This is a genomic window from Lonsdalea iberica (assembly GCF_002111585.1).
Lineage (GTDB): Bacteria > Pseudomonadota > Gammaproteobacteria > Enterobacterales > Enterobacteriaceae > Lonsdalea > Lonsdalea iberica.
The window spans coordinates 12545-31771 of sequence record NZ_LUTP01000001.1; the positions used below are offsets into that span (position 1 = coordinate 12545).

A 19227-nucleotide genomic window follows, 5' to 3' on the forward strand; every position below is an offset into this window, starting at 1 on the left:
CGGGATCGTATCGACGCCGTGAGGTCGATTATTTTGCTATTCAGGCTGTCGTTTAATAGCAGCTTTGATGACGTATTGAAGCTTGAAGCATGGGTAAAAATGATTCCGTTTAGACTCTATGTGGAATGAGGATTCCGCGATCGGCGCGAGAAGCGATATAACGGATGGAAGCAGGGCGAAGCGTTGCTCATTTTCATTCTTCGTATTATTCTGCAGTAATTTTCATTTAGTGCGAGTGTCGTGATTTTGTGTCAACTTGATGAAAGTGAAAACGACTTAGATGCCAGCCAGCGCTCTAGCATAAAATTTAGAGATATCGAATATGGAAATTTACAACTACATTGCTTTCTTCATTTTTTCTTTCGTCGCCAGTATTACTCCAGGACCGGCTAATATCGCGATATTCAGCCAGTCATCAAAAAGCAATTGGAAGAAAACGATTCCTTTTTCCCTCGGTATTACGATGGGTTTTGGTGTGGTTCTTTACGCAAGTGCATATATTTATTTGTCGGGAGCCAAGGCAGATGAAAGAATTATGTATCTTCTGAAAATATTAGGCTCGATTTATTTGTTGTGGATAAGCTATCAGATTATTCGATCCAGTGCTGACTTGCCCTCAGAAGCAAATAAACCGACGCTCTCTTTCTCCAGTGGATTACTTATTCATCCATTGAGCTATAAGGCTTGGTTGTTCGCTATTCTTTCCTATAGTTCTTTTGTCACAAGCGCAAACCGACAACACATCGTCGTTTATGCTGTGCTTTTTTTCATCTCTTCCATCATCTCATTGATACCCTGGATGGCGCTGGGGCATATCGCAGGGCACTATTTAAGTTCTAGAAAAATAGGGTTGATCAATAAGATATCGGGTTGGACGTTAATCATTCTGGTGATCTATGTATGGGTCATCTAGCTGATCCAAAGTGTGTTGGTTTGCGTATTTCAGGGCAATGCTGGCTATCATGGCATCATCGGGAGGAGCACTATCTGTCCGGTCAGAGGCCCCAAACTATGACCCGCTGCCGTTATTCGTGATGCTGTGTTGAACCGCACGAGTGAAGCAGAGGTCGATTTTTAGCGAATATTTCGCAAAGGACCTCCATATCGTGCCAGAGTTCATCTACCGCTTCCAAGCCGATACTGATACGCAGATAGACTGCATTGGCTGGTACGGATATCAGTGAGCGTTCGTCGCCCAGTTCCGCTGGCACGATCAGGCTGTGAGTTCCTCCCCATGAAAAACCGATCTTAAAGGTCGTCAGGCTGTTGAGGGCGCTATCCACGATGGCGTTAGACATCTCGTCCAATCGCAGGGTGAACACGCCTGCACTTCCGGCGAAATCGCGTTGCCAAAATACATGCCCAGGGCTGTCGGTCAGAGCGGGGTGCAACACGGCCGAAACCACGGGGTTGTTGCACAACCGCTGGGCAAACTCAAGCGCGACCCCCCCTGCGTGGCGTAGCCGAAGCGCCATCGTTTCAAGCCCTCGAAGCGCCAGCGAGCACTCATCGGGAGACACCCCCATCCCCAGCATGCCAACCTGGTGTTTCACGCGCTCATATAAAGCACCATCCTGGAAACTGAGAGAGCCCAGCAGAATATCCGAATGGCCGCCGACATATTTCGTCAAGGCTTCAGCCACCAAATCTGCGCCGAGTTGGAGAGGTTTACACAAGAGTGCTGTAGCCCAAGTATTGTCGCATCCGACGAGTGAGCCTGCGGCGTGTGCTAGTCGGGCAATGGTCGGCAAATCACTGACTTCCAGTGAGGTCGACCCCGGGGATTCAACCCAGACCAGTTTGGTGACTCCAGGGCGCAGACGCTTATTCATGTCAGTGAGGTCCATAGGATCATAAACTTCGCAAATAACGCCGAATTGAGACAGTACGGTTTGAGCGAATTCTTTGACCGGCGGGTAGACGTTGTCTGGAATGAGCAGATGGTCGTTTTGCCGGAGTAGCGCTAGCATGACCGCGCCTATGGCCGCCTGTCCTGAAGGTACGACAAGCGTGCCCTCTGCTTTTTGCAGCTGAGAAAGCTGTCTCTCCAGACAGCGGCTGGTCGGCGTGCCGAAAAGACCGTAAGTATAGCCCTCGGGTCCCCGCTTTCTACGGTTGCGGAAAGCCTCTGCGTCGGGGTAGACGATGGTCGATGCGCGATAAACCGGGACGGAAAAACCGGCGAAACCATCCATAATGGTATCGGGATGAGAGACGCATCGCGTTGCATCTGAAGGGATGGTGTTCGACATTCTTTCCTCTCCGGACTGTAAAAACATTGTACGAAATGACGTCTTAATGGGACGACTCACGTTGACGAACTATTCGAACTAATAAATATCGACCTAACCGAATCATAACGATGTTATTCGGCGTGTGCACATGTGTTATGACGCTCTATTTATATAAAGCTATTCAACGTTATTGAAAATCCCAAGCATTAATTATTGCGTGATTAATATTTTGGTAAGTAATTTTTTGGGGGTGAATTAAATTTCTCGCGATTTCAATTTTTTATATTAACAATGAAAATGATTTTTAAGTTGTCTAATAATATATTAAATATGACACGTATCTGTTTTCCTATCGCAACGCTGTTGTAAGTCTTGTTTTTGCTTGTGAAGCCGCTCACATAATAAAATATTATCGGTCGTGAGCGTTGCCGGAAGCTGCCATCTTTTAATCAGCGACATTTCTTATACATTCAAAAACGATCATTGATAGGGAAGGGAACGATGGCGAATTTACCTATGTGTATGCTGGCCGCAGCGATGTCATCCGTGGTGCTGCCTCAGACCGCAGATGCTGTTGAAGAAAAGAAAAATCGTGAATGGTGGAAAGAGGTTGTCGTTTACCAAATATATCCTCGTTCATTCAACGATAGTGATGGAGACGGCATTGGTGACCTCAATGGTATTACTGAGAAACTGGATTACCTGAAAAAACTCGGCGTTGACGTGATTTGGCTCAGTCCGCATTTTGACTCCCCGAATGCGGACAATGGTTATGACATTCGTGATTACAAGAAGGTCATGAAAGAGTTCGGCACGATGAATGATTTCGACCACATGCTTAGCGAAATAAAACGCCGTGATATGCGTTTGATTATTGATTTAGTGGTTAACCACACCAGTGATGAGCATCAGTGGTTTAAAGAAAGCAGAAAGTCCAAGGATAATCCGTACCGCGATTACTATATCTGGCGAGATGGGCGCAATGGCGAGGTGCCGAATAATTATCCCGCTTTCTTCGGTGGCCCTGCCTGGAAAAAAGACGATCAGACCGGACAATATTATCTGCACTATTTCGCGGAGAAGCAGCCTGACCTGAATTGGGAAAATAAAAAGGTTCATCAGGAGGTCTATGACATTATGCGCTTCTGGCTGGATAAGGGCGTCTCCGGTTTTCGCATGGACGTGATCCCTTTTATTTCCAAGCAGCCCGGTCTGCCTGATTTAAGCCCGCAGCAGCTGGCCCAGCCGCAAAATGTTTTCGCCACCGGACCGCGTATCCATGAATATCTACATGAGATGAATCGAGAAGTTCTGGCGCCTTATAACGCCATGAGCGTGGGCGAGGCCTATGGGGTCACGTTTGAGGACACGCCCAAGTTCGTCGACACGGATCGCCAGGAATTAAATATGCTGTTCCATTTTGACGTCGTACGCCTTGACCGAGACGGCTGGCGCAAGACGGAGTGGACCTTGCCGCAACTCAAAACCGCCTTCGCGAAAATTGACCGTTCAGGTGCGGCGGGTTGGAACACCAGTTTCCTGAGCAACCATGACCTTCCGCGCGCGGTGTCGCATTTCGGCGATGACAGCGAGGCGTGGCGGGAGCTGTCCGCCAAAGCGTTGGCCACGCTCATGATGACCCAGCGGGCGACGCCCTTCGTGTATCAGGGGGAAGAGCTGGGCATGACCAATTATCCTTTCACCAGCGAGAAGGATTTCGAGGACGTTGAAATCCGCGGATTATGGAAGGCGTTGGTGGAAGGGGGAAAAGTCTCGTCCAAAGAGTTTCTGGATAATGTGCGCCAAACCTCCCGCGATAATGGCAGAACGCCGATGCAGTGGAGTACCGCGGCGCAGGGGGGATTTACCACTGGCACGCCGTGGCTGGCGGTGAACCCCAACTATACGAAAATCAATGCGGCCGCTCAGGTCGACGATGACCATTCGGTCTACGGTTATCATCGTCAGCTGATTGCGCTGCGGCGTCAGGCTCCGGCGCTGATCCACGGGGAGTATCGCGATTTGGCGCCGGAACATCCTAAGCTTTTCGTTTATACCCGCACGTTAAAAGATCAGCAGTATCTGGTCGGCATTAACTTCTCGCGCGAGACGCAGAACTGGTCGTTGCCGGCAGATAAGAAGATTGTTCAATCCGTCATCAGCAACCGGCCGGAAAACGCCGCCTCGCCTGGCGCCGATCGTCTAACTTTACAGGCCTGGCAGGCCGTTATTTTCAAACTGTAATCTGCACACCTAACCGTCACCCCCTAAGCCTTACGGCGTGACGGTTCCCATCGTGTTTCTCCTTTCGTCCATTAGCACCCTGGTTGCTAATGATGACGCTCTTCCCGATCTTCCGTCGTTTTCACCACGTTGAACACACACGATGAGCTTATTCAACGTGAGAAGGACAGGCTGGTTTCCTTGGCCTGTATGACATAAGGGGTGAAGGTTTTTTAGCCGCAAACGTGAGTGTGTTATCGATGTCGGCACTCGTCGTGGCGTCATTTAATGATGGCGAAGGTGGGATACAAGAAGCGGAAATGGAGCGTGTTCGGCTGTTGGAAGCGCGTTTGCGACAGGCGATGTTGGTCTCGGACGTCACCGCGTTAGAAACGCTGTTGGACCGGGAGCTGTTATCCCTCAGCCATCTGGGACAGACGCTGGGTCGAAGTGACGATCTCGACGCGCATCGTTCGGGGCTTATCAAGAACCATGATTTGCAGACAGCGGATGAGCAAATACTGCTTAAAGACAACGTCGCTATTGTTGTCGTCAAAACACAAACTTTTGGCAGTTTTGGTGGGCAACCTGCTGATAGTGTCTTCCTCTTCACGCGGACATGGTTACGCTCACCGGACTCGACGAATGGGCGTGTCATTGCAGCCACCGCCGTGCGTTTGATACGAGAGGACTCAGCGCGTCAATGTAACGCTCGGCCTGGTTCAGCAACGAAAGTCATGCAGACAACGGTTGTTGCACGGTTCCTGTCAGCGCTGGGTCACGATACGTGAGCAAGCGTATACCGCGCCGCGCGTGAGAGGCATACCCGATACCGTTCATCTTTCCTAAAGTGTTGATTAATCCGTCATCGCGGTTTACCCACACAATAATCATACTTAAAATATTTTTGACTATCTCACGACGTAAACCTCGGAGAAACAATGAGGTTACGTAAGTGTTCATAGGTATAACTGGCCGTTAACACGTCGAATATTCAGTTGTTTGATGTAAACATCGTTGGGTTGATTTCGGAGGTATAACGGCCAGTACACATTGATATAAAGTAAGGATGCCTAAACTATGCAACCTAAAATGTGGGCAACTGCGCTGATGTGCGGCGCGCTTTTGGCGGGTTTCAGCACAGGCGCAAAAGCCAATTGTATTACCGACCACACCACGGAAAGTGACTCAACGTTCCCCTCCACGCTGAAAGGTAAACTTGCCTATCACACTTACGGCAGCTACGGAGATGGCACCAGCCAGATCTTTATTTATGACTTCGCGGCTAAAAAAGTGACGCAGGTGTCTTCATCATCGTGGGGGATTCAGGACCCGATGAACGCGGTATTCAGTCCCGACGGTCAATGGCTGGCCTTTATGGGTATCAAGGACGATGCCTGGAATATCTTTATGTGGCGGGTCGACTCGGCCGACCTGCCGGTCAACCTGACCCAAAGTACGGGAGATACCCGCAACGAGGATCCCAAGTTTAGCGCCGATGGCAGCGCGCTGTTTTTCAAGCAGGACGGCGATGTGATGAAAGCGACGTTAAGTTTTGAAAACGGGGCGCCAGGGTTCAGCTCGCAGACCAATCTGACCAACGCCTCTTCAACGATAGAAAGTTCGATGCCGTATCCGTCCGCGGATGGCAAGCTGGTGTACTACGCGGCAGGGAAAGAGTCGGGCGTCACGGGCGTATACCGCCTGACGCTTGCTACCGGTAAAAAGGTGGTCTTCGACAAGCCGAATGGTCTGGAAGCTTACTATCCGACGGTTCGTCAGGATGGACGGGTCTTTTACTCGCGCTGGAAGGATTCGAGCGGAACCGATCAGCTGTATACCAAGGTGAACCCAAGCGACCAGGCTGAACAACTGTCGATTAACGATTGCGATAGTAATAACTCCGACGCCTTCCCTGTGAATGGCACAGATTATGTCTTCTTTTCATCTACCTCTGAAGGCAAATACCAACTGTATCTTGGCGAAGTCAGCACGGGTAAACGCTGGAGCCTTTCCTCTTTCCACGTGAATGACGACACAGATAAAGAGACGTTGGGGGCTAACTACTTCGGCGGCTAACCAAACGAGTGCAATGACGACGGACGCCGTGACGGCGTCCGTTCTGGACGGGAGGGAAGAAGGCGTATTTTGCCTGTTTTGCTCATCTAGACTTTGTGGCAAGTGAGCGCTTGCTAACATCGAGAGCTACACCACGACAAGCGTGATAGCTTTGACATCGACATGGGTTCTCCCCCCCCGGATTTCACCCGCACCTAGCGCCGTCCTTCCATCACCATGCTTACCGCCAGCCCGGCCAAAACAGTGCCCATCAGCCAGCGCTGGATCACGCTCCATAAGGGGAGCCCCGTCAGGAACACCGCTATAGAACCGGCCATGATGGCAATCAGCGCGTTAATACTGATGCTAACGGCGATTTGCACCGAGCCGAGTACCAGAGATTGCGTCATTACATTGCCATATTCCGGGGTGATGAATTGGGGTAGCAGCGCGAGGTACATCACCGCGATTTTGGGGTTAAGCAAGTTGGTGACGAAGCCCATCAGGAACAGTCTGGACGGCGTATCAGGGCGAAGATCTCTCACTTAAAACGGAGAACGCCCACCGGGTCTGACCGCCTGCCAGGCCAGATACAGCAGATAAAGCGCCCCACAGAAACGCAAGGCGTCGTAGGCGTAGGGGATCGCCATGATCAGAGCGGTAATTCCCGCCGCCGCGCACATCATGTAAAACACAAATCCGACTGCAACGCCGCCCAGTGAAATCAATCCCGCCTCGGGTCCCTGACACAGCGAGCGGGAAATGAGATAAATCATGTTTGAGCCGGGCGTGAGCACTAACCCCAGCGAGATCAGCGCAAAAGTCATTAGGTTCGAGAATTCAGGCATGTATCCCTCTATGACGGCGATGCCACGACAAAGCGCGGGAGCGAACTGCGGCGGGCTGGCTGCTTTTGGATATCCCATTTTGCCCGTCAAACTCAAAAAATTTTCCATCTTTTTTATTTATTGTCTGATTATTGAACTAACCTAACTGAGTCGTTTCTAATGGGCATGGCTAAGCCGCCTGCCGACAAGGAGCTGCGGTAGACGAAAATATCGCAGTCATATGCGCGTCGTGGAGTAGAGACTCAAAACGCTTGCCAATTCGGATTCACTGAGCCATAATGCCGTCCCCTAAACATACTGTATTTTAAAAACCTTAAAAATCAGTGTGTTATAAAATTCAGGGCGTAAATTGATTCCCCAGTGCTGGCAGCGCTATCGGTTTTATCCTCCCAAAGCACTTCTGTTTTCCGCAAAAGTAAATCTCATAAGTTTTTAAACAGACTTATCCACAGATTTCTTGACGCCGGTGTTTGATGACACACCGAAGGCCCAAGGATCGCTGTTTTTTATCCATATGAATTTAAAAGATAAATTTTAGATAAAAAACACCATCCTGATCACTTGTACTTTTTTTTACGCTTGATTGCCAAAGAGTTTTTAAATTTATCCACAGGCCGGACAGGCGAAAAATTGACGCATTTTTGTTCAGGTCGTCATCCGCGCCTGACTGACCCTTCAACGCGCATTTCCCTCGCTAATCTGACCCCGTCATTCGCCAACCACGTGTAGCGGAGTAAACTGATAGCTGTTTCCGCTGCCTTTTCGGAAAAATGAGGCATTTTCGGTCAGCTCGGGCGACTCCGGGGTGAAAACGGATTGCCAAGAGGCCGCGTTATCGCGTCCACGCCCGATGTCGGCAGCGCATCTGCAGAAATGAGAGGGAGCACGCCATGATTGATTGCAGCATCAATTCTGTGTCCGGAGCATTACCTAATAGGGTCTTTCGAGCCGACTGGCTACGGCGAGAGGAGGCAGGGGCGGCACAATCGGCAGGCGTGTCGCTCTACGAGCTGATGCAAAGAGCGGGCTCTGCCGCATTTGGACTGGCGCGTTTGCACTATCCTTCAGCCCGACACTGGCTGGTTCTGGCCGGACACGGCAATAACGGTGGTGATGGTTATGTGGTGGCAACGCTGGCGAAAGCCGCGGGCCTGCACGTTTCAGTGATGGTCTGCCCCGGGGAGCGTCCGTTGCCGACCGAAGCTGAACAGGCCAGGGCGCAATGGCTCGCTGATGGCGGTACTGAACTGACGCCGGAGGCTTCCTGGCCTGATGATATCGATTTGATTATCGACGGTCTGCTAGGCACGGGTCTTGCCGCCGCGCCCAGGGCTCCCTACGACCAACTGATTGAGGCAGCCAATGCGTTTCCGGCACCTACGGTGGCGCTGGATATCCCCTCTGGATTGAATGCCGAAACGGGTCATGTGGCTGGCGCTGTGATCGACGCCGCACAGACGATCACGTTTATCACCTTGAAGCCTGGGCTGCTGACCGGTCAGGCCCGTGACTATGTCGGGCAGCTGCATATCGACGATCTGGCGCTGTCGTCGTGGGTAGCGCGTCAGGATGCGCCGATCCAGCGCCTCACGCCGCGACATCTTTCTCAGTGGTTGAAGCCTCGGCGACCTGGCGCGCACAAGGGAGATAATGGCCGTTTGCTGATTGTCGGCGGCGACGCGGGGACCGGCGGTGCGATTTTCATGGCGGGTGAATCCGCCCTGCGTACAGGTGCAGGACTTGTGCGAGTACTTACTCACCGAGAATACCTTGCCGCGCTGCTGGTTTCTCGTCCCGAACTGATGGTTCAGGAGCTGAATACAGCGACGTTGCGGCAAGGGCTGGAGTGGGCTGATGTGGTCGTGATCGGTCCCGGTCTGGGGCAAGGTGAATGGGGCAGAAATGCCCTCCGGATCGCAGAAAATTGTAACAAATCCATGTTATGGGATGCGGATGCGCTCAACCTGCTGGCAATCAGCCCGCATAAACGTCAGAATCGCATCCTGACGCCCCATCCCGGCGAGGCGGCACGGCTACTGAACTGTCGCGTTGCCGACATAGAGAGTGACCGCTTACTTGCAGCGGGAAAGCTGGTGAAACGCTACGGCGGCGTCGTGGTACTCAAAGGTGCGGGAACGGTGATCGCCAATGAACAAGGCGCGCTGGCCATCGCCGACGTCGGCAACCCTGGTATGGCCACGGGTGGGATGGGCGATGTGCTTTCCGGCATCATCGGTGCGCTGGCGGCGCAGAAACTTTCGTTGTATGACGCGGCCAGAGCCGGATGTGTGGTTCATGGCGCCGCGGCCGACTGGCTGGCGAAACAGCGCGGCCCCCGCGGCATGCTGGCGACGGACTTGATGCCTGTACTGGCGCAGTATGTAAATCCTGAGTGGATATCCTTAGAAAAGACAGAATGAAGACATTTTATCTACCTCTGCCTGACGAAACGGCAACGATTGCACTCGGTGCGACTCTGGCGAAGGCCTGCGACCGCGCCGTAATTATCTATCTTTATGGTGATCTGGGCGCGGGCAAGACCACGCTGAGCCGGGGCTTCTTGCAGGCGCTCGGCCATACCGGCAACGTCAAAAGTCCCACTTATACGCTGGTGGAGCCTTACATGCTGTCGCCGCGTCCTGTTTACCATTTTGATTTGTACCGCTTGGCGGATCCCGAAGAGCTGGAGTTCATGGGCATTCGCGACTATTTGACCGAGGAGGCCATCTGCCTGATCGAATGGCCTCAGCAGGGCGCGGGGATACTGCCTTCTGCCGATCTGGAGCTGCACCTGAGCTATCAGGATGCGGGGCGTCAGGCGGAGATTTGGGTGTTGTCGGACACAGGCGAACATATTGCGGCGCGTTGTATAGGTCAGTCGGAGTAGACGTGATGATCGTGCGGTTGATGAAGGCTTTATTGAGTGTTGTCCTCTTCCTGTCCTGGCCGCTTTGGGCGGCGAATCTCTCAGATATTCAGGTTGATAACGCTTCGGGGCTGGCAAAGGTCACCCTGAGTTTCAGCGGTCAACCGATCTACGCATTTTTCCCGCTCAGCAATCCCGATCGGGTTGTGATCGACGTCCGGGAGACCGGGGTGATCAAAGGGCTCCCGCTTGCGTTTAACGGTAGCAATCTGATTGACCGCATTCGGACCAGCGAAGCGAAAGACGCGCAAAGCCTGCGGCTGGTATTTGAACTGACGAAGCCAGCCAAAACGCGCGCGACGACGACAAAGCGCGGCGACAACTATACGGTGGTTTTCACGGTGAGCGCCGAACAGCCACAGCGCGCAGCCAGCCGGGCATCGTCGGCGGAAGCCCGTGCGACCGCGAAACCGGTTAAGCCAGCCGAGCCGCCGCAAAGTCCGTTCAACAATAAGCCGACGGTGGTGACCAGCACCGCCTCGACGACGCCTTCGCGCGCGTCCGCTCGCCGTCCAACCTCGACCGGCGATGAGATCGTGGTGGCAATTGACGCCGGGCACGGCGGCCAGGATCCTGGCGCTATCGGCCCCGGCGGATTGCAGGAAAAGAATGTGACCATCGGCATCGCGCGTAAGCTGCGCGATCTGCTGAACAAGGACCCGGTATTCAAACCAGTCCTGACGCGTGACGGCGACTACTTCATTTCCGTGATGGGACGTTCCGACGTGGCGCGTAAGCAGGGGGCTAATCTGCTGGTTTCACTCCATGCGGACGCGGCGCCTAACCGCGGCGCAACGGGCGCGTCGGTGTGGGTTCTGTCTAACCGCCGGGCCAACAGTGAAATGGCGAACTGGCTTGAGCAGCACGAGAAGCAGTCTGAGCTGCTGGGAGGCGCGGGCGACCTGCTGGCGAACAATAACGCCGATCCTTACCTGAGTCAGGCGGTGCTGGACCTACAGTTCGGGCACTCGCAGCGCGTCGGCTATGACGTGGCGGTCAAGGTGCTGCGAGAATTGCAGCGCGTCGGCAGCCTGCACAAAGTCCGCCCCGAGCATGCCAGCCTCGGCGTGCTGCGCTCGCCGGATATTCCGTCGCTACTGGTTGAAACCGGGTTTATCTCCAATCCTGGTGAAGAGCGTCTTTTGGGTAGCAGCGACTATCAGGAGCGTGTCGCAAAAGCGCTTTATCTGGGTCTGCGCGGCTATTTCGAGACGCATCCTTTGCAGAATGCGCCTAAACATGACAAACGGCCTGCCATTTTGCCGGCCTCCAAACCGGTGGTTTCAAACAGCGCGGCGCCTGCCGGTGCTGCTTCGCGGCACACCGTGGGAAAAGGCGAAACGCTGTCGGGGATTGCGTCGCGTTTCGGCGTGAGCATGTCGGCGATTCGCGATGCGAATAACCTGAAAAAAGACGTTGTATGGGTTGGGCAGAGACTGAGAATTCCGGGCGGCGCAGCCTCGCAGGTCGCACAGATACGATCCACCCCGGTAACCCAGAGAGCCACCACGGCGAAGAAGGTGACGCATAAGGTGGTGCGCGGTGATAGTCTGAGTTCGATTGCGGACCATTACGATGTCAGTATGAAAGCGCTCCAGCAGGCAAATAAGCTGGCATCGCAGACGGTACAGTTAGGACAGACGCTGGTTATCCCTGCCACCTGAGGCCGACATTGCAGTAAACCAAGGAGATAAGATGCCGATTCTGGTTCTACCCCCCCAACTGGCTAACCAAATCGCCGCTGGCGAGGTAGTGGAACGGCCTGCGTCCGTGGTCAAGGAGCTGGTGGAAAACAGTCTCGATGCCGGAGCGACGCGCATTGATATCGACATCGAACGCGGCGGCAGCCGGCTCATTCGTATTCGCGATAACGGCAGCGGGATTGGCAAAACGGATCTGACGTTGGCATTGGCGCGCCACGCCACCAGTAAAATCGCGACGCTTGACGATCTGGAGGCCATCATGAGTCTCGGCTTCCGCGGCGAAGCGCTGGCAAGTATCAGCTCCGTCTCGCGCCTAACGCTGACGTCCCGCACCAGCGACCAAAACGAAGCCTGGCAGGCGTACGCCGAAGGACGGGACATGGCGGTCACGGTAAAACCGGCGGCGCATCCGGTCGGCACGACGCTGGAAGTTTTGGATTTGTTCTACAACACGCCTGCGCGCCGCAAATTCCTGCGTACTGAAAAAACCGAATTTATGCACATCGACGAGGTTGTTCGCCGTATTGCGTTGGCTCGCTTTGATGTAGCGTTCAATCTTCACCATAACGGCAAGCTGGTGCGGCAATACCGGGCGGTGACCGATCCCTCGCAGCATGAGCGGCGTCTGGGCAGCGTCTGCGGCACGGCGTTTATTCAGCATGCCTTGGCCGTCTCTTGGGAACATGACGATTTGAAGATCCGCGGCTGGGTGGCCGATCCGACGGGGTCTCAGCAGTTGCCGGAGCTGCAGTATTGCTACGTGAATCAGCGGATGATGCGGGACAGGCTGATTAACCACGCCATCCGTCAGGCTTATCAGGATCAGCTGCGCAGCGATCAACAGCCCGCGTACGTCCTCTATTTGGACGTTGATCCGCACCATGTGGATGTTAACGTACATCCCGCCAAGCACGAGGTCAGATTCCATCAGGCCCGGCTGGTGCATGACTTTATCTATCAGGCGGTGATGACCGTACTCCAGCAGGCAGCTGCCCCCGCGCTGGCCGTGACCCCGCCGGGTGAGACGCCGGCGCCGGTCTGGCAGCAGGAAAACCGCACCGCGGCCGGCGAGAACCACTTTGCTCGGCCTGCGCAAACCGAGCCTCCGCCACGGATGCCGATTTCCGGCGGTAAAGCGCAGGAGCGCCCGCCTGCCTCGTATCCTCATGGCGCGGGGTATCAGCGCAAACAGGGCGAGCTGTATCAAAAACTGCTACAGCCTGCCTCCGGGCGGTCAATACCTTCAGGCGATGAGTCGCCGGACCTCGCTGCGTCTTCCCGTGCCAACATCGCGCGGACCGCAGAAGGCGAAGTCCCATTGGCCAGTCGGTCAGAGGGATTAGGCCGTGTGCTGACCATCTATCCGCCCTGCTATGCGCTGGTGGAATATCAGCAGGGATTGGCCCTACTGTCTCTGCCGGTTGCCGAGCGCTATGTCCGTCAGGCGCAGATGACGCCCGGCGAGGAAGGATTACGGCCACAGCCGTTGCTGATCCCCCAGCGTCTAACGCTGGGGAGTAAAGAGCGCGCGGCGGTGACGGAGAGTCAAAAACGGCTCGCCCATTTTGGTATTGATATCGTGGTTGAGCAGCAGCGCGCCACGCTGCGCGCGGTACCTTTACCATTAAGACAACAAAATTTACAAAACTTGATCTCTGACCTGTTAGGCTATCTCGCTGATTGCCCTCAGTCAGATTCTGATGAGGTAGCGGCGTGGATAGCGCGGCGGTTGTACAGCGAGCATGAGAGCTGGACTCAGGCTCAAGCGGTACAACTGTTAGCGGATATTGAACGTCTCTGTCCTGAGCGGGTCAAAGTTCCGCCATCAGAGTTTCTTTATGTGATGGATATTGAGTCCGCCATCAAGGCTTTAAAGCATGACTGAACGTGAAACAACGCAGTACCCGCCGGCCATTTTCATTATGGGACCGACGGCTTCCGGAAAGACGGCGTTAGCCATGGCGCTGCGGCAATCCCTCCCGGTTGAGCTGATCAGCGTGGATTCCGCGTTGATCTACCGGGGCATGGATGTCGGCACCGCCAAGCCTACCGCCGAAGAGTTGTCGCAAGCGCCGCACAGACTGATCGATATTATCGATCCCGCTGACGCCTATTCGGCTGCCGATTTTCGCCGAGATGCGCTCAAGGAGATGGCGGAGATCACCGCCGCCGGTCGGATCCCCTTGCTGGTGGGGGGAACGATGTTGTATTTCAAGGCGCTGCTCGAAGGACTTTCGCCCTTGCCGCCAGCAGATCCGGAAGTGCGACGGGAAATAGAGGCGCGGGCGCAGCGAGAAGGCTGGGAAGCGTTGCATCATGAGCTGCGAGAGATAGATCCCATTGCTGCCTCTCGGATTCATCCAAATGATCCGCAGAGACTGTCGCGGGCACTGGAAGTTTTTTCCGTTTCAGGTAACACTTTAACCGAACTGACAAAAACATCGGGTGAAGCGCTGCCTTACCGGGTGCATCAGTTCGCCATCGCTCCCGCGTCGCGCGAATTGTTGCATGAGCGTATTGCACTACGGTTTCAACAGATGTTGCAGGCAGGTTTTGAGTCGGAAGCACGCGCGCTGTTCGCTCGTGCCGATCTGCATCCGGGTTTGCCTTCCATCCGCTGCGTCGGTTACCGCCAAATGTGGTCCTACTTGTCCGGTGAAATAGATTACGACGAGATGATTTATCGTGGGATCTGCGCTACCCGACAGTTAGCCAAACGGCAAATAACCTGGTTACGCGGGTGGGACAATGTGTGCTGGCTTGATAGCGATGAGCCGCAGGATGCGTTGGGTAAGGTCATGCAGGTTGTTAGTGCATAGGTTGGTCGATTGTGTACAATTGGCTGATTCTCGGCACAAATTTTTATACCGCTATTTTAGAGCCACAGGGTTCTTTGTTACAAACAACAAGCAAATAAGGAAAATATAGAATGGCTAAGGGGCAATCTTTGCAAGATCCGTTCTTGAATGCTTTGCGTCGTGAACGTGTTCCAGTTTCTATTTATCTGGTAAATGGCATCAAGTTGCAGGGCCAGATTGAGTCTTTTGATCAGTTTGTGATTTTGCTGAAAAACACGGTTAGCCAGATGGTGTACAAGCACGCGATCTCCACGGTGGTTCCGTCTCGTCCGGTGTCTCATCACAGCAATAATCCTGGCGCGAATAACTATCATGGTAATAACACGACTAGTCAGCAGTCGCAGCCTCAGGAAAGCGATGACGCTGAATAAAGGCTATTACCGATTTACCTCAGCGGGGGAAGGGCATCACGTCATTTCCCCGTTTGTGGCTGCATTTGTTTGTTTGAGAGGTTGTTCGGTTGTTTGACCGTTATGAAGCCGGTGAACGGGCCATACTAGTTCATATTCACTTTTCCCAAGAGAAAGATACTGAAGATCTGCTGGAGTTCGAATCTCTAGTGTCTTCTGCCGGAATCGAATCGCTACAGGTGATCACCGGTAGTCGCAAAGCGCCTCATCCCAAGTATTTTGTCGGCGAGGGTAAAGCAGAAGAGATCGCCAAGGCGGTTAAAGAAACCGACGCTTTCGTCGTGCTGTTCAATCACGCTTTATCACCCGCACAGGAGCGAAATCTCGAGCGTCTGTGCGAATGCCGGGTCATTGACCGGACCGGATTGATTCTTGATATTTTCGCCCAGCGCGCCCGCACCCATGAAGGGAAACTGCAGGTCGAGCTGGCGCAATTGCGCCATCTGGCTACGCGTCTGGTGCGTGGCTGGACTCACCTGGAACGCCAAAAGGGCGGGATAGGGCTGCGAGGCCCCGGTGAAACACAGCTTGAAACCGACCGTCGTCTGCTGCGCAACCGCATTAGTCTGATTTTGTCGCGCCTTGTCCGCGTGGAAAAACAGCGAGAGCAGGGAAGACGTGCCCGTACGCGTGCGGATGTGCCTACGGTATCGCTGGTGGGGTATACCAACGCCGGTAAATCCACGTTGTTTAATCAAATGACAGCCGCGGATGTGTATGCTGCCGATCAGCTATTCGCCACGCTGGATCCCACGCTCCGTCGGATCGATGTGGCTGACGTGGGCGATACTGTCCTGGCGGACACCGTCGGGTTTATTCGCGAACTGCCTCACGATCTGGTCGCGGCATTTAAAGCTACGCTGCAGGAAACCCGTCAGGCGTCGTTGTTGCTTCACATCGTTGATGCGGCCGATCCCCGCATGGACGAAAATATTGACGCGGTTAACGAGGTGCTGACGGAAATCGAAGCCGATGAAATTCCGACGCTGCTCGTCATGAATAAAATCGATGCGCTGGACAATTTCGCTCCGCGTATCGATCGCAATGCAGAGCATCAACCGGTTAGAGTCTGGCTGTCGGCGCAAACCGGCGAAGGAATACCTCTGCTGTTTCAGGCATTGACCGAACGGTTGTCTGGGGAGATCGCACAGTACTCCTTGCAATTGCCTCCGCAGGAGGGGCGTCTGCGCAGCCGCTTTTATCAGCTTCAGGCAATAGAAAAAGAATGGATAGAAGAAGACGGCAGCGTGGGTCTGGTAATCAGAATGCCTATCGTCGACTGGCGTCGTCTCTGTAAGCAGGAGCAGCAATTAGAAGATTATATCGTCGAAGTATAGTCTGATGAACTCTGGGACATTTGACCCCGAAGAACACCTATCATAATGAATGGAGCTAAAACATGGCGTGGAATCAGCCCGGTAATAACGGACAGGACCGCGACCCGTGGGGGAGCAGCAATAAAAATAGCGGCAACTCTGGCGGAAATAACAAAGGTGGCCGAGATCAGGGACCACCGGATCTTGACGACATCTTCCGCAAACTGAGCAAAAAGCTCGGTGAGCTGGGCGGTGGAAAAAAATCAGGTTCCGGCGGCGGGAGTTTCGGCTCTGGCGGACGTATCTTGGGTGTCGTGGTGGTCGTCGCCGCCGTGATCTGGGCGGCGAGCGGTTTTTATACCATTAAAGAAGCCGAGCGCGGCGTTGTGACTCGTTTCGGTAAATTCAGCCATCTGGTCAGCCCTGGCCTGAACTGGAAACCCACGTTTATTGATGACGTACGAGCGGTCAACGTCGAATCTGTGCGCGAACTGGCGACGTCCGGCGTGATGCTGACGTCGGATGAGAACGTAATCCGCGTTGAAATGAACGTACAGTACCGCGTCACACAGCCGGAGCAGTATCTGTTCAGCGTGACCAACGCGGACGATAGTCTGCGTCAGGCGACCGACAGCGCGCTGCGCGGCGTCATCGGCAAATACACGATGGACAAGATTCTGACCGAAGGCCGTACCATCGTGCGTACCGATACCCAACGTGTTCTGGAAGAAACCGTTCGTCCTTACAACATGGGTATCACGCTACTCGACGTCAACTTCCAGGCCGCTCGTCCGCCGGAAGAAGTGAAAGCCGCGTTCGACGATGCCATCGCCGCGCGTGAGAACGAACAGCAGTACATCCGTGAAGCGGAAGCCTATGCCAATGAAGTTCAGCCGCGTGCGAACGGTCAGGCTCAGCGTATTCTGGAAGAGGCTCGCGCCTACAAGACACGTACCGTTCTGGAAGCGCAAGGTGAAGTGGCTCGTTTTGCTCGCGTGTTGCCGGAATACAAGGCCGCGCCGGAGATCACTCGTGAACGTCTCTACATCGAAACCATGGAACGTGTGTTGAGCAGCACCCGCAAAGTGCTGGTGAACGACAAAGGCGGCAACCTGATGGTGCTGCCGTTGGAACAGATGCTGCGTGGTCAGAACATCACGGGCGGCAACGCGACCAACACGGTTGCACCGCTGCGTAATTCCTCGTCTAACAACGGTTCGAGCAGCAGCTACAATTCTTCGCGCAGCAGCATTAACGGCAACATCATGGATCAGCGCCGGGCCAACGCCCAGCGGGATGAGATCACACGAGTAGGGAGAGAATAATCAATGCGTAAGTCAGTACTATTTATTCTGATCCTGGTACTTATGGTGATCTACGCTTCACTGTTTGTCGTACAGGAAGGGCAGCGCGGGATCGTCATGCGCTTCGGCAAAGTCCTGCGTGACGATGAGAACAAGCCGCTCATTTATGAGCCGGGTCTGCACGTCAAGATCCCGGTCCTTGAATCTGTGAAGACCTTGGATGCCCGTATTCAGACCATGGAAAACCAGGCCGATCGCTTTATCACCAAAGAGCAGAAAGACCTGATTGTCGACTCTTACATCAAATGGCGTATCAGCGATTTCAGCCGTTACTACCTGGCGACCGGCGGTGGCGATATCTCCCAGGCCGAGGTGCTGCTGAAACGTAAATTTAACGACCGTCTGCGTTCCGAAATCGGACGTCAGGATGTGAAAGGCATCGTGACGGACTCTCGTGGTCAATTGATGATGGACGTACGTGACGCGTTGAACACCGGCACGGGTGAGACCACAGAAGCCGATAACGCCATCGCCTCTGCCGCCGCGCGTGTAGAGCAGGAAACCAGCGGCGAGTTGCCGCATGTGAATCCGAACAGCATGGCTGCGTTGGGGATCCAGGTGATCGACGTGCGTATCAAACAGATCAACCTGCCGACGGAAGTATCGGATGCGATCTTCCAACGTATGCGCGCCGAACGTGAAGCCGTTGCTCGTCGTCATCGTTCACAGGGTCAGGAACAGGCTGAGAAGCTGAAAGCCACTGCGGATTATGAAGTGACGCGTACACTGGCGGAAGCTGAGCGTGAAGGCCGTATGACGCGCGGTGAAGGCGATGCCGAGTCTGCGAAACTGTTCGCCAACGCATTCAGTCAGGATCCGGATTTCTATGCCTTTATCCGTAGCCTGCGCGCGTATGAAAACAGCTTTAGCAGCGGTAATCAGGACGTTCTGGTGTTAAGCCCGGACAGCGACTTCTTCCGTTACATGAAGTCACCTGAGAAGACCGTGCCGGCACGCTAATTTTCGTTCCGCTGGTTAGCTAATACGCGGCCCGCGTTGTGTGTTGTCTGTGGCAGGTTTCCTGCCGCACAGTCAGCGCCCGACGCGGGCTTTTTTTATGTCTGGAGTTCTCTATGAGTGTATCTGTCTGGCTGGCCTTGGGGTTGGTGTTGATTTTTGAAGGGCTGGGGCCGCTACTGTTTCCCCGTATTTGGCGACGAATGATACTCGGTATCGCGCAATTGCCGGATGCGGTTTTGCGCCGTTTTGGGGGCGGAATAGTGGTCGCCGGTCTTGTGATCTACTACATGTTGCGTAGCCGCATGGACGGCTAAAATTGGCGACAGA

General features: G+C 54.1%; 15 protein-coding genes and 1 pseudogene. 14 read left to right on the forward strand and 2 right to left on the reverse strand.

What is annotated here, in order from left to right; genetic code table 11:
* The first annotated feature begins 322 nt into the window (after positions 1–322).
* On the forward strand, positions 323–913 hold the full coding sequence (locus AU511_RS00070; RefSeq protein WP_094108376.1) for a LysE family translocator: 591 nt from the start codon (positions 323–325) through the stop codon (positions 911–913).
* Positions 914–1025: 112 nt separating this feature from the next.
* Here AU511_RS00070 and AU511_RS00075 read toward each other — a convergent pair whose 3' ends face one another.
* A complete protein-coding gene (locus AU511_RS00075; protein WP_094108377.1) occupies positions 1026–2252 on the reverse strand; it encodes a trans-sulfuration enzyme family protein in 1227 nt (408 codons plus the stop codon).
* Between the two features lie 483 nt (positions 2253–2735).
* Here AU511_RS00075 and AU511_RS00080 point away from each other — a divergent pair, with 483 nt between their 5' ends.
* The 3 genes from AU511_RS00080 to AU511_RS00090 all read left to right on the forward strand — a co-directional run bounded on the left by AU511_RS00080 (position 2736) and on the right by AU511_RS00090 (position 6536).
* On the forward strand, positions 2736–4478 hold the full coding sequence (locus AU511_RS00080; RefSeq protein WP_100059624.1) for a glycoside hydrolase family 13 protein: 1743 nt from the start codon (positions 2736–2738) through the stop codon (positions 4476–4478).
* Between the two features lie 239 nt (positions 4479–4717).
* Positions 4718–5248, forward strand: coding sequence for a nuclear transport factor 2 family protein (locus tag AU511_RS00085; protein WP_094108378.1), 531 nt, complete (start codon positions 4718–4720; stop codon positions 5246–5248).
* 289 nt (positions 5249–5537) lie between these two features.
* Positions 5538–6536 (forward strand): TolB-like translocation protein, encoded by a 999-nt coding sequence (locus AU511_RS00090; protein WP_094108379.1) that lies wholly within the window; start codon positions 5538–5540, stop codon positions 6534–6536.
* Positions 6537–6730: 194 nt separating this feature from the next.
* Here the strand turns inward: AU511_RS00090 and AU511_RS00095 are convergent.
* Positions 6731–7363: pseudogene (locus AU511_RS00095) on the reverse strand (LysE family translocator).
* An 890-nt stretch (positions 7364–8253) separates the two neighbouring features.
* On the opposite strand from AU511_RS00095, the gene nnr reads away from it, so the two are divergent.
* The 10 genes from nnr to AU511_RS00145 all read left to right on the forward strand — a co-directional run bounded on the left by nnr (position 8254) and on the right by AU511_RS00145 (position 19214).
* Positions 8254–9783, forward strand: coding sequence for a bifunctional ADP-dependent NAD(P)H-hydrate dehydratase/NAD(P)H-hydrate epimerase (gene nnr, locus AU511_RS00100; RefSeq protein WP_094108380.1), 1530 nt, complete (start codon positions 8254–8256; stop codon positions 9781–9783).
* On the forward strand, positions 9780–10250 hold the full coding sequence (tsaE, locus tag AU511_RS00105; RefSeq protein ID WP_094108381.1) for a tRNA (adenosine(37)-N6)-threonylcarbamoyltransferase complex ATPase subunit type 1 TsaE: 471 nt from the start codon (positions 9780–9782) through the stop codon (positions 10248–10250). Before nnr ends, tsaE begins: the two co-directional genes overlap by 4 nt.
* A 5-nt stretch (positions 10251–10255) precedes the next feature.
* Positions 10256–11953 (forward strand): N-acetylmuramoyl-L-alanine amidase AmiB, encoded by a 1698-nt coding sequence (amiB, locus tag AU511_RS00110; RefSeq protein WP_094108382.1) that lies wholly within the window; start codon positions 10256–10258, stop codon positions 11951–11953.
* Between the two features lie 31 nt (positions 11954–11984).
* Positions 11985–13877 (forward strand): DNA mismatch repair endonuclease MutL, encoded by a 1893-nt coding sequence (mutL, locus tag AU511_RS00115; RefSeq protein WP_094108383.1) that lies wholly within the window; start codon positions 11985–11987, stop codon positions 13875–13877.
* Positions 13870–14811: a tRNA (adenosine(37)-N6)-dimethylallyltransferase MiaA gene (gene miaA, locus AU511_RS00120; RefSeq protein ID WP_094108384.1), complete on the forward strand. Its 942-nt coding sequence runs from the start codon at positions 13870–13872 to the stop codon at positions 14809–14811. Before mutL ends, miaA begins: the two co-directional genes overlap by 8 nt.
* Before the next feature lie 110 nt (positions 14812–14921).
* Positions 14922–15221, forward strand: a complete 300-nt coding sequence (hfq, locus tag AU511_RS00125) for an RNA chaperone Hfq (RefSeq protein WP_085651256.1) — start codon at positions 14922–14924, stop codon at positions 15219–15221.
* An 89-nt stretch (positions 15222–15310) separates the two neighbouring features.
* Complete coding sequence (gene hflX / locus AU511_RS00130; RefSeq protein ID WP_094108385.1) at positions 15311–16597, forward strand: ribosome rescue GTPase HflX; 1287 nt, start codon at positions 15311–15313, stop codon at positions 16595–16597.
* Between the two features lie 62 nt (positions 16598–16659).
* On the forward strand, positions 16660–17901 hold the full coding sequence (gene hflK / locus AU511_RS00135) for an FtsH protease activity modulator HflK (RefSeq protein ID WP_094108386.1): 1242 nt from the start codon (positions 16660–16662) through the stop codon (positions 17899–17901).
* Between the two features lie 3 nt (positions 17902–17904).
* Complete coding sequence (hflC, locus tag AU511_RS00140; protein ID WP_094100974.1) at positions 17905–18900, forward strand: protease modulator HflC; 996 nt, start codon at positions 17905–17907, stop codon at positions 18898–18900.
* 113 nt (positions 18901–19013) lie between these two features.
* Positions 19014–19214, forward strand: coding sequence for a DUF2065 domain-containing protein (locus AU511_RS00145; protein WP_094100973.1), 201 nt, complete (start codon positions 19014–19016; stop codon positions 19212–19214).
* The last annotated feature ends 13 nt before the right edge of the window (positions 19215–19227 follow it).

What these genes read in the sequence shown, in the direction of transcription:
- AU511_RS00070 (WP_094108376.1), top strand. Translation starts at nt 323, where the DNA reads ATGGAAATTTACAACTACATTGCTTTCTTCATTTTTTCTTTCGTCGCC.
- AU511_RS00075 (WP_094108377.1), bottom strand. Translation starts at nt 2,252, where the DNA reads ATGTCGAACACCATCCCTTCAGATGCAACGCGATGCGTCTCTCATCCC.
- AU511_RS00080 (WP_100059624.1), top strand. Translation starts at nt 2,736, where the DNA reads ATGGCGAATTTACCTATGTGTATGCTGGCCGCAGCGATGTCATCCGTG.
- AU511_RS00085 (WP_094108378.1), top strand. Translation starts at nt 4,718, where the DNA reads ATGTCGGCACTCGTCGTGGCGTCATTTAATGATGGCGAAGGTGGGATA.
- AU511_RS00090 (WP_094108379.1), top strand. Translation starts at nt 5,538, where the DNA reads ATGCAACCTAAAATGTGGGCAACTGCGCTGATGTGCGGCGCGCTTTTG.
- nnr (WP_094108380.1), top strand. Translation starts at nt 8,254, where the DNA reads ATGATTGATTGCAGCATCAATTCTGTGTCCGGAGCATTACCTAATAGG.
- tsaE (WP_094108381.1), top strand. Translation starts at nt 9,780, where the DNA reads ATGAAGACATTTTATCTACCTCTGCCTGACGAAACGGCAACGATTGCA.
- amiB (WP_094108382.1), top strand. Translation starts at nt 10,256, where the DNA reads ATGATCGTGCGGTTGATGAAGGCTTTATTGAGTGTTGTCCTCTTCCTG.
- mutL (WP_094108383.1), top strand. Translation starts at nt 11,985, where the DNA reads ATGCCGATTCTGGTTCTACCCCCCCAACTGGCTAACCAAATCGCCGCT.
- miaA (WP_094108384.1), top strand. Translation starts at nt 13,870, where the DNA reads ATGACTGAACGTGAAACAACGCAGTACCCGCCGGCCATTTTCATTATG.
- hfq (WP_085651256.1), top strand. Translation starts at nt 14,922, where the DNA reads ATGGCTAAGGGGCAATCTTTGCAAGATCCGTTCTTGAATGCTTTGCGT.
- hflK (WP_094108386.1), top strand. Translation starts at nt 16,660, where the DNA reads ATGGCGTGGAATCAGCCCGGTAATAACGGACAGGACCGCGACCCGTGG.
- hflC (WP_094100974.1), top strand. Translation starts at nt 17,905, where the DNA reads ATGCGTAAGTCAGTACTATTTATTCTGATCCTGGTACTTATGGTGATC.
- AU511_RS00145 (WP_094100973.1), top strand. Translation starts at nt 19,014, where the DNA reads ATGAGTGTATCTGTCTGGCTGGCCTTGGGGTTGGTGTTGATTTTTGAA.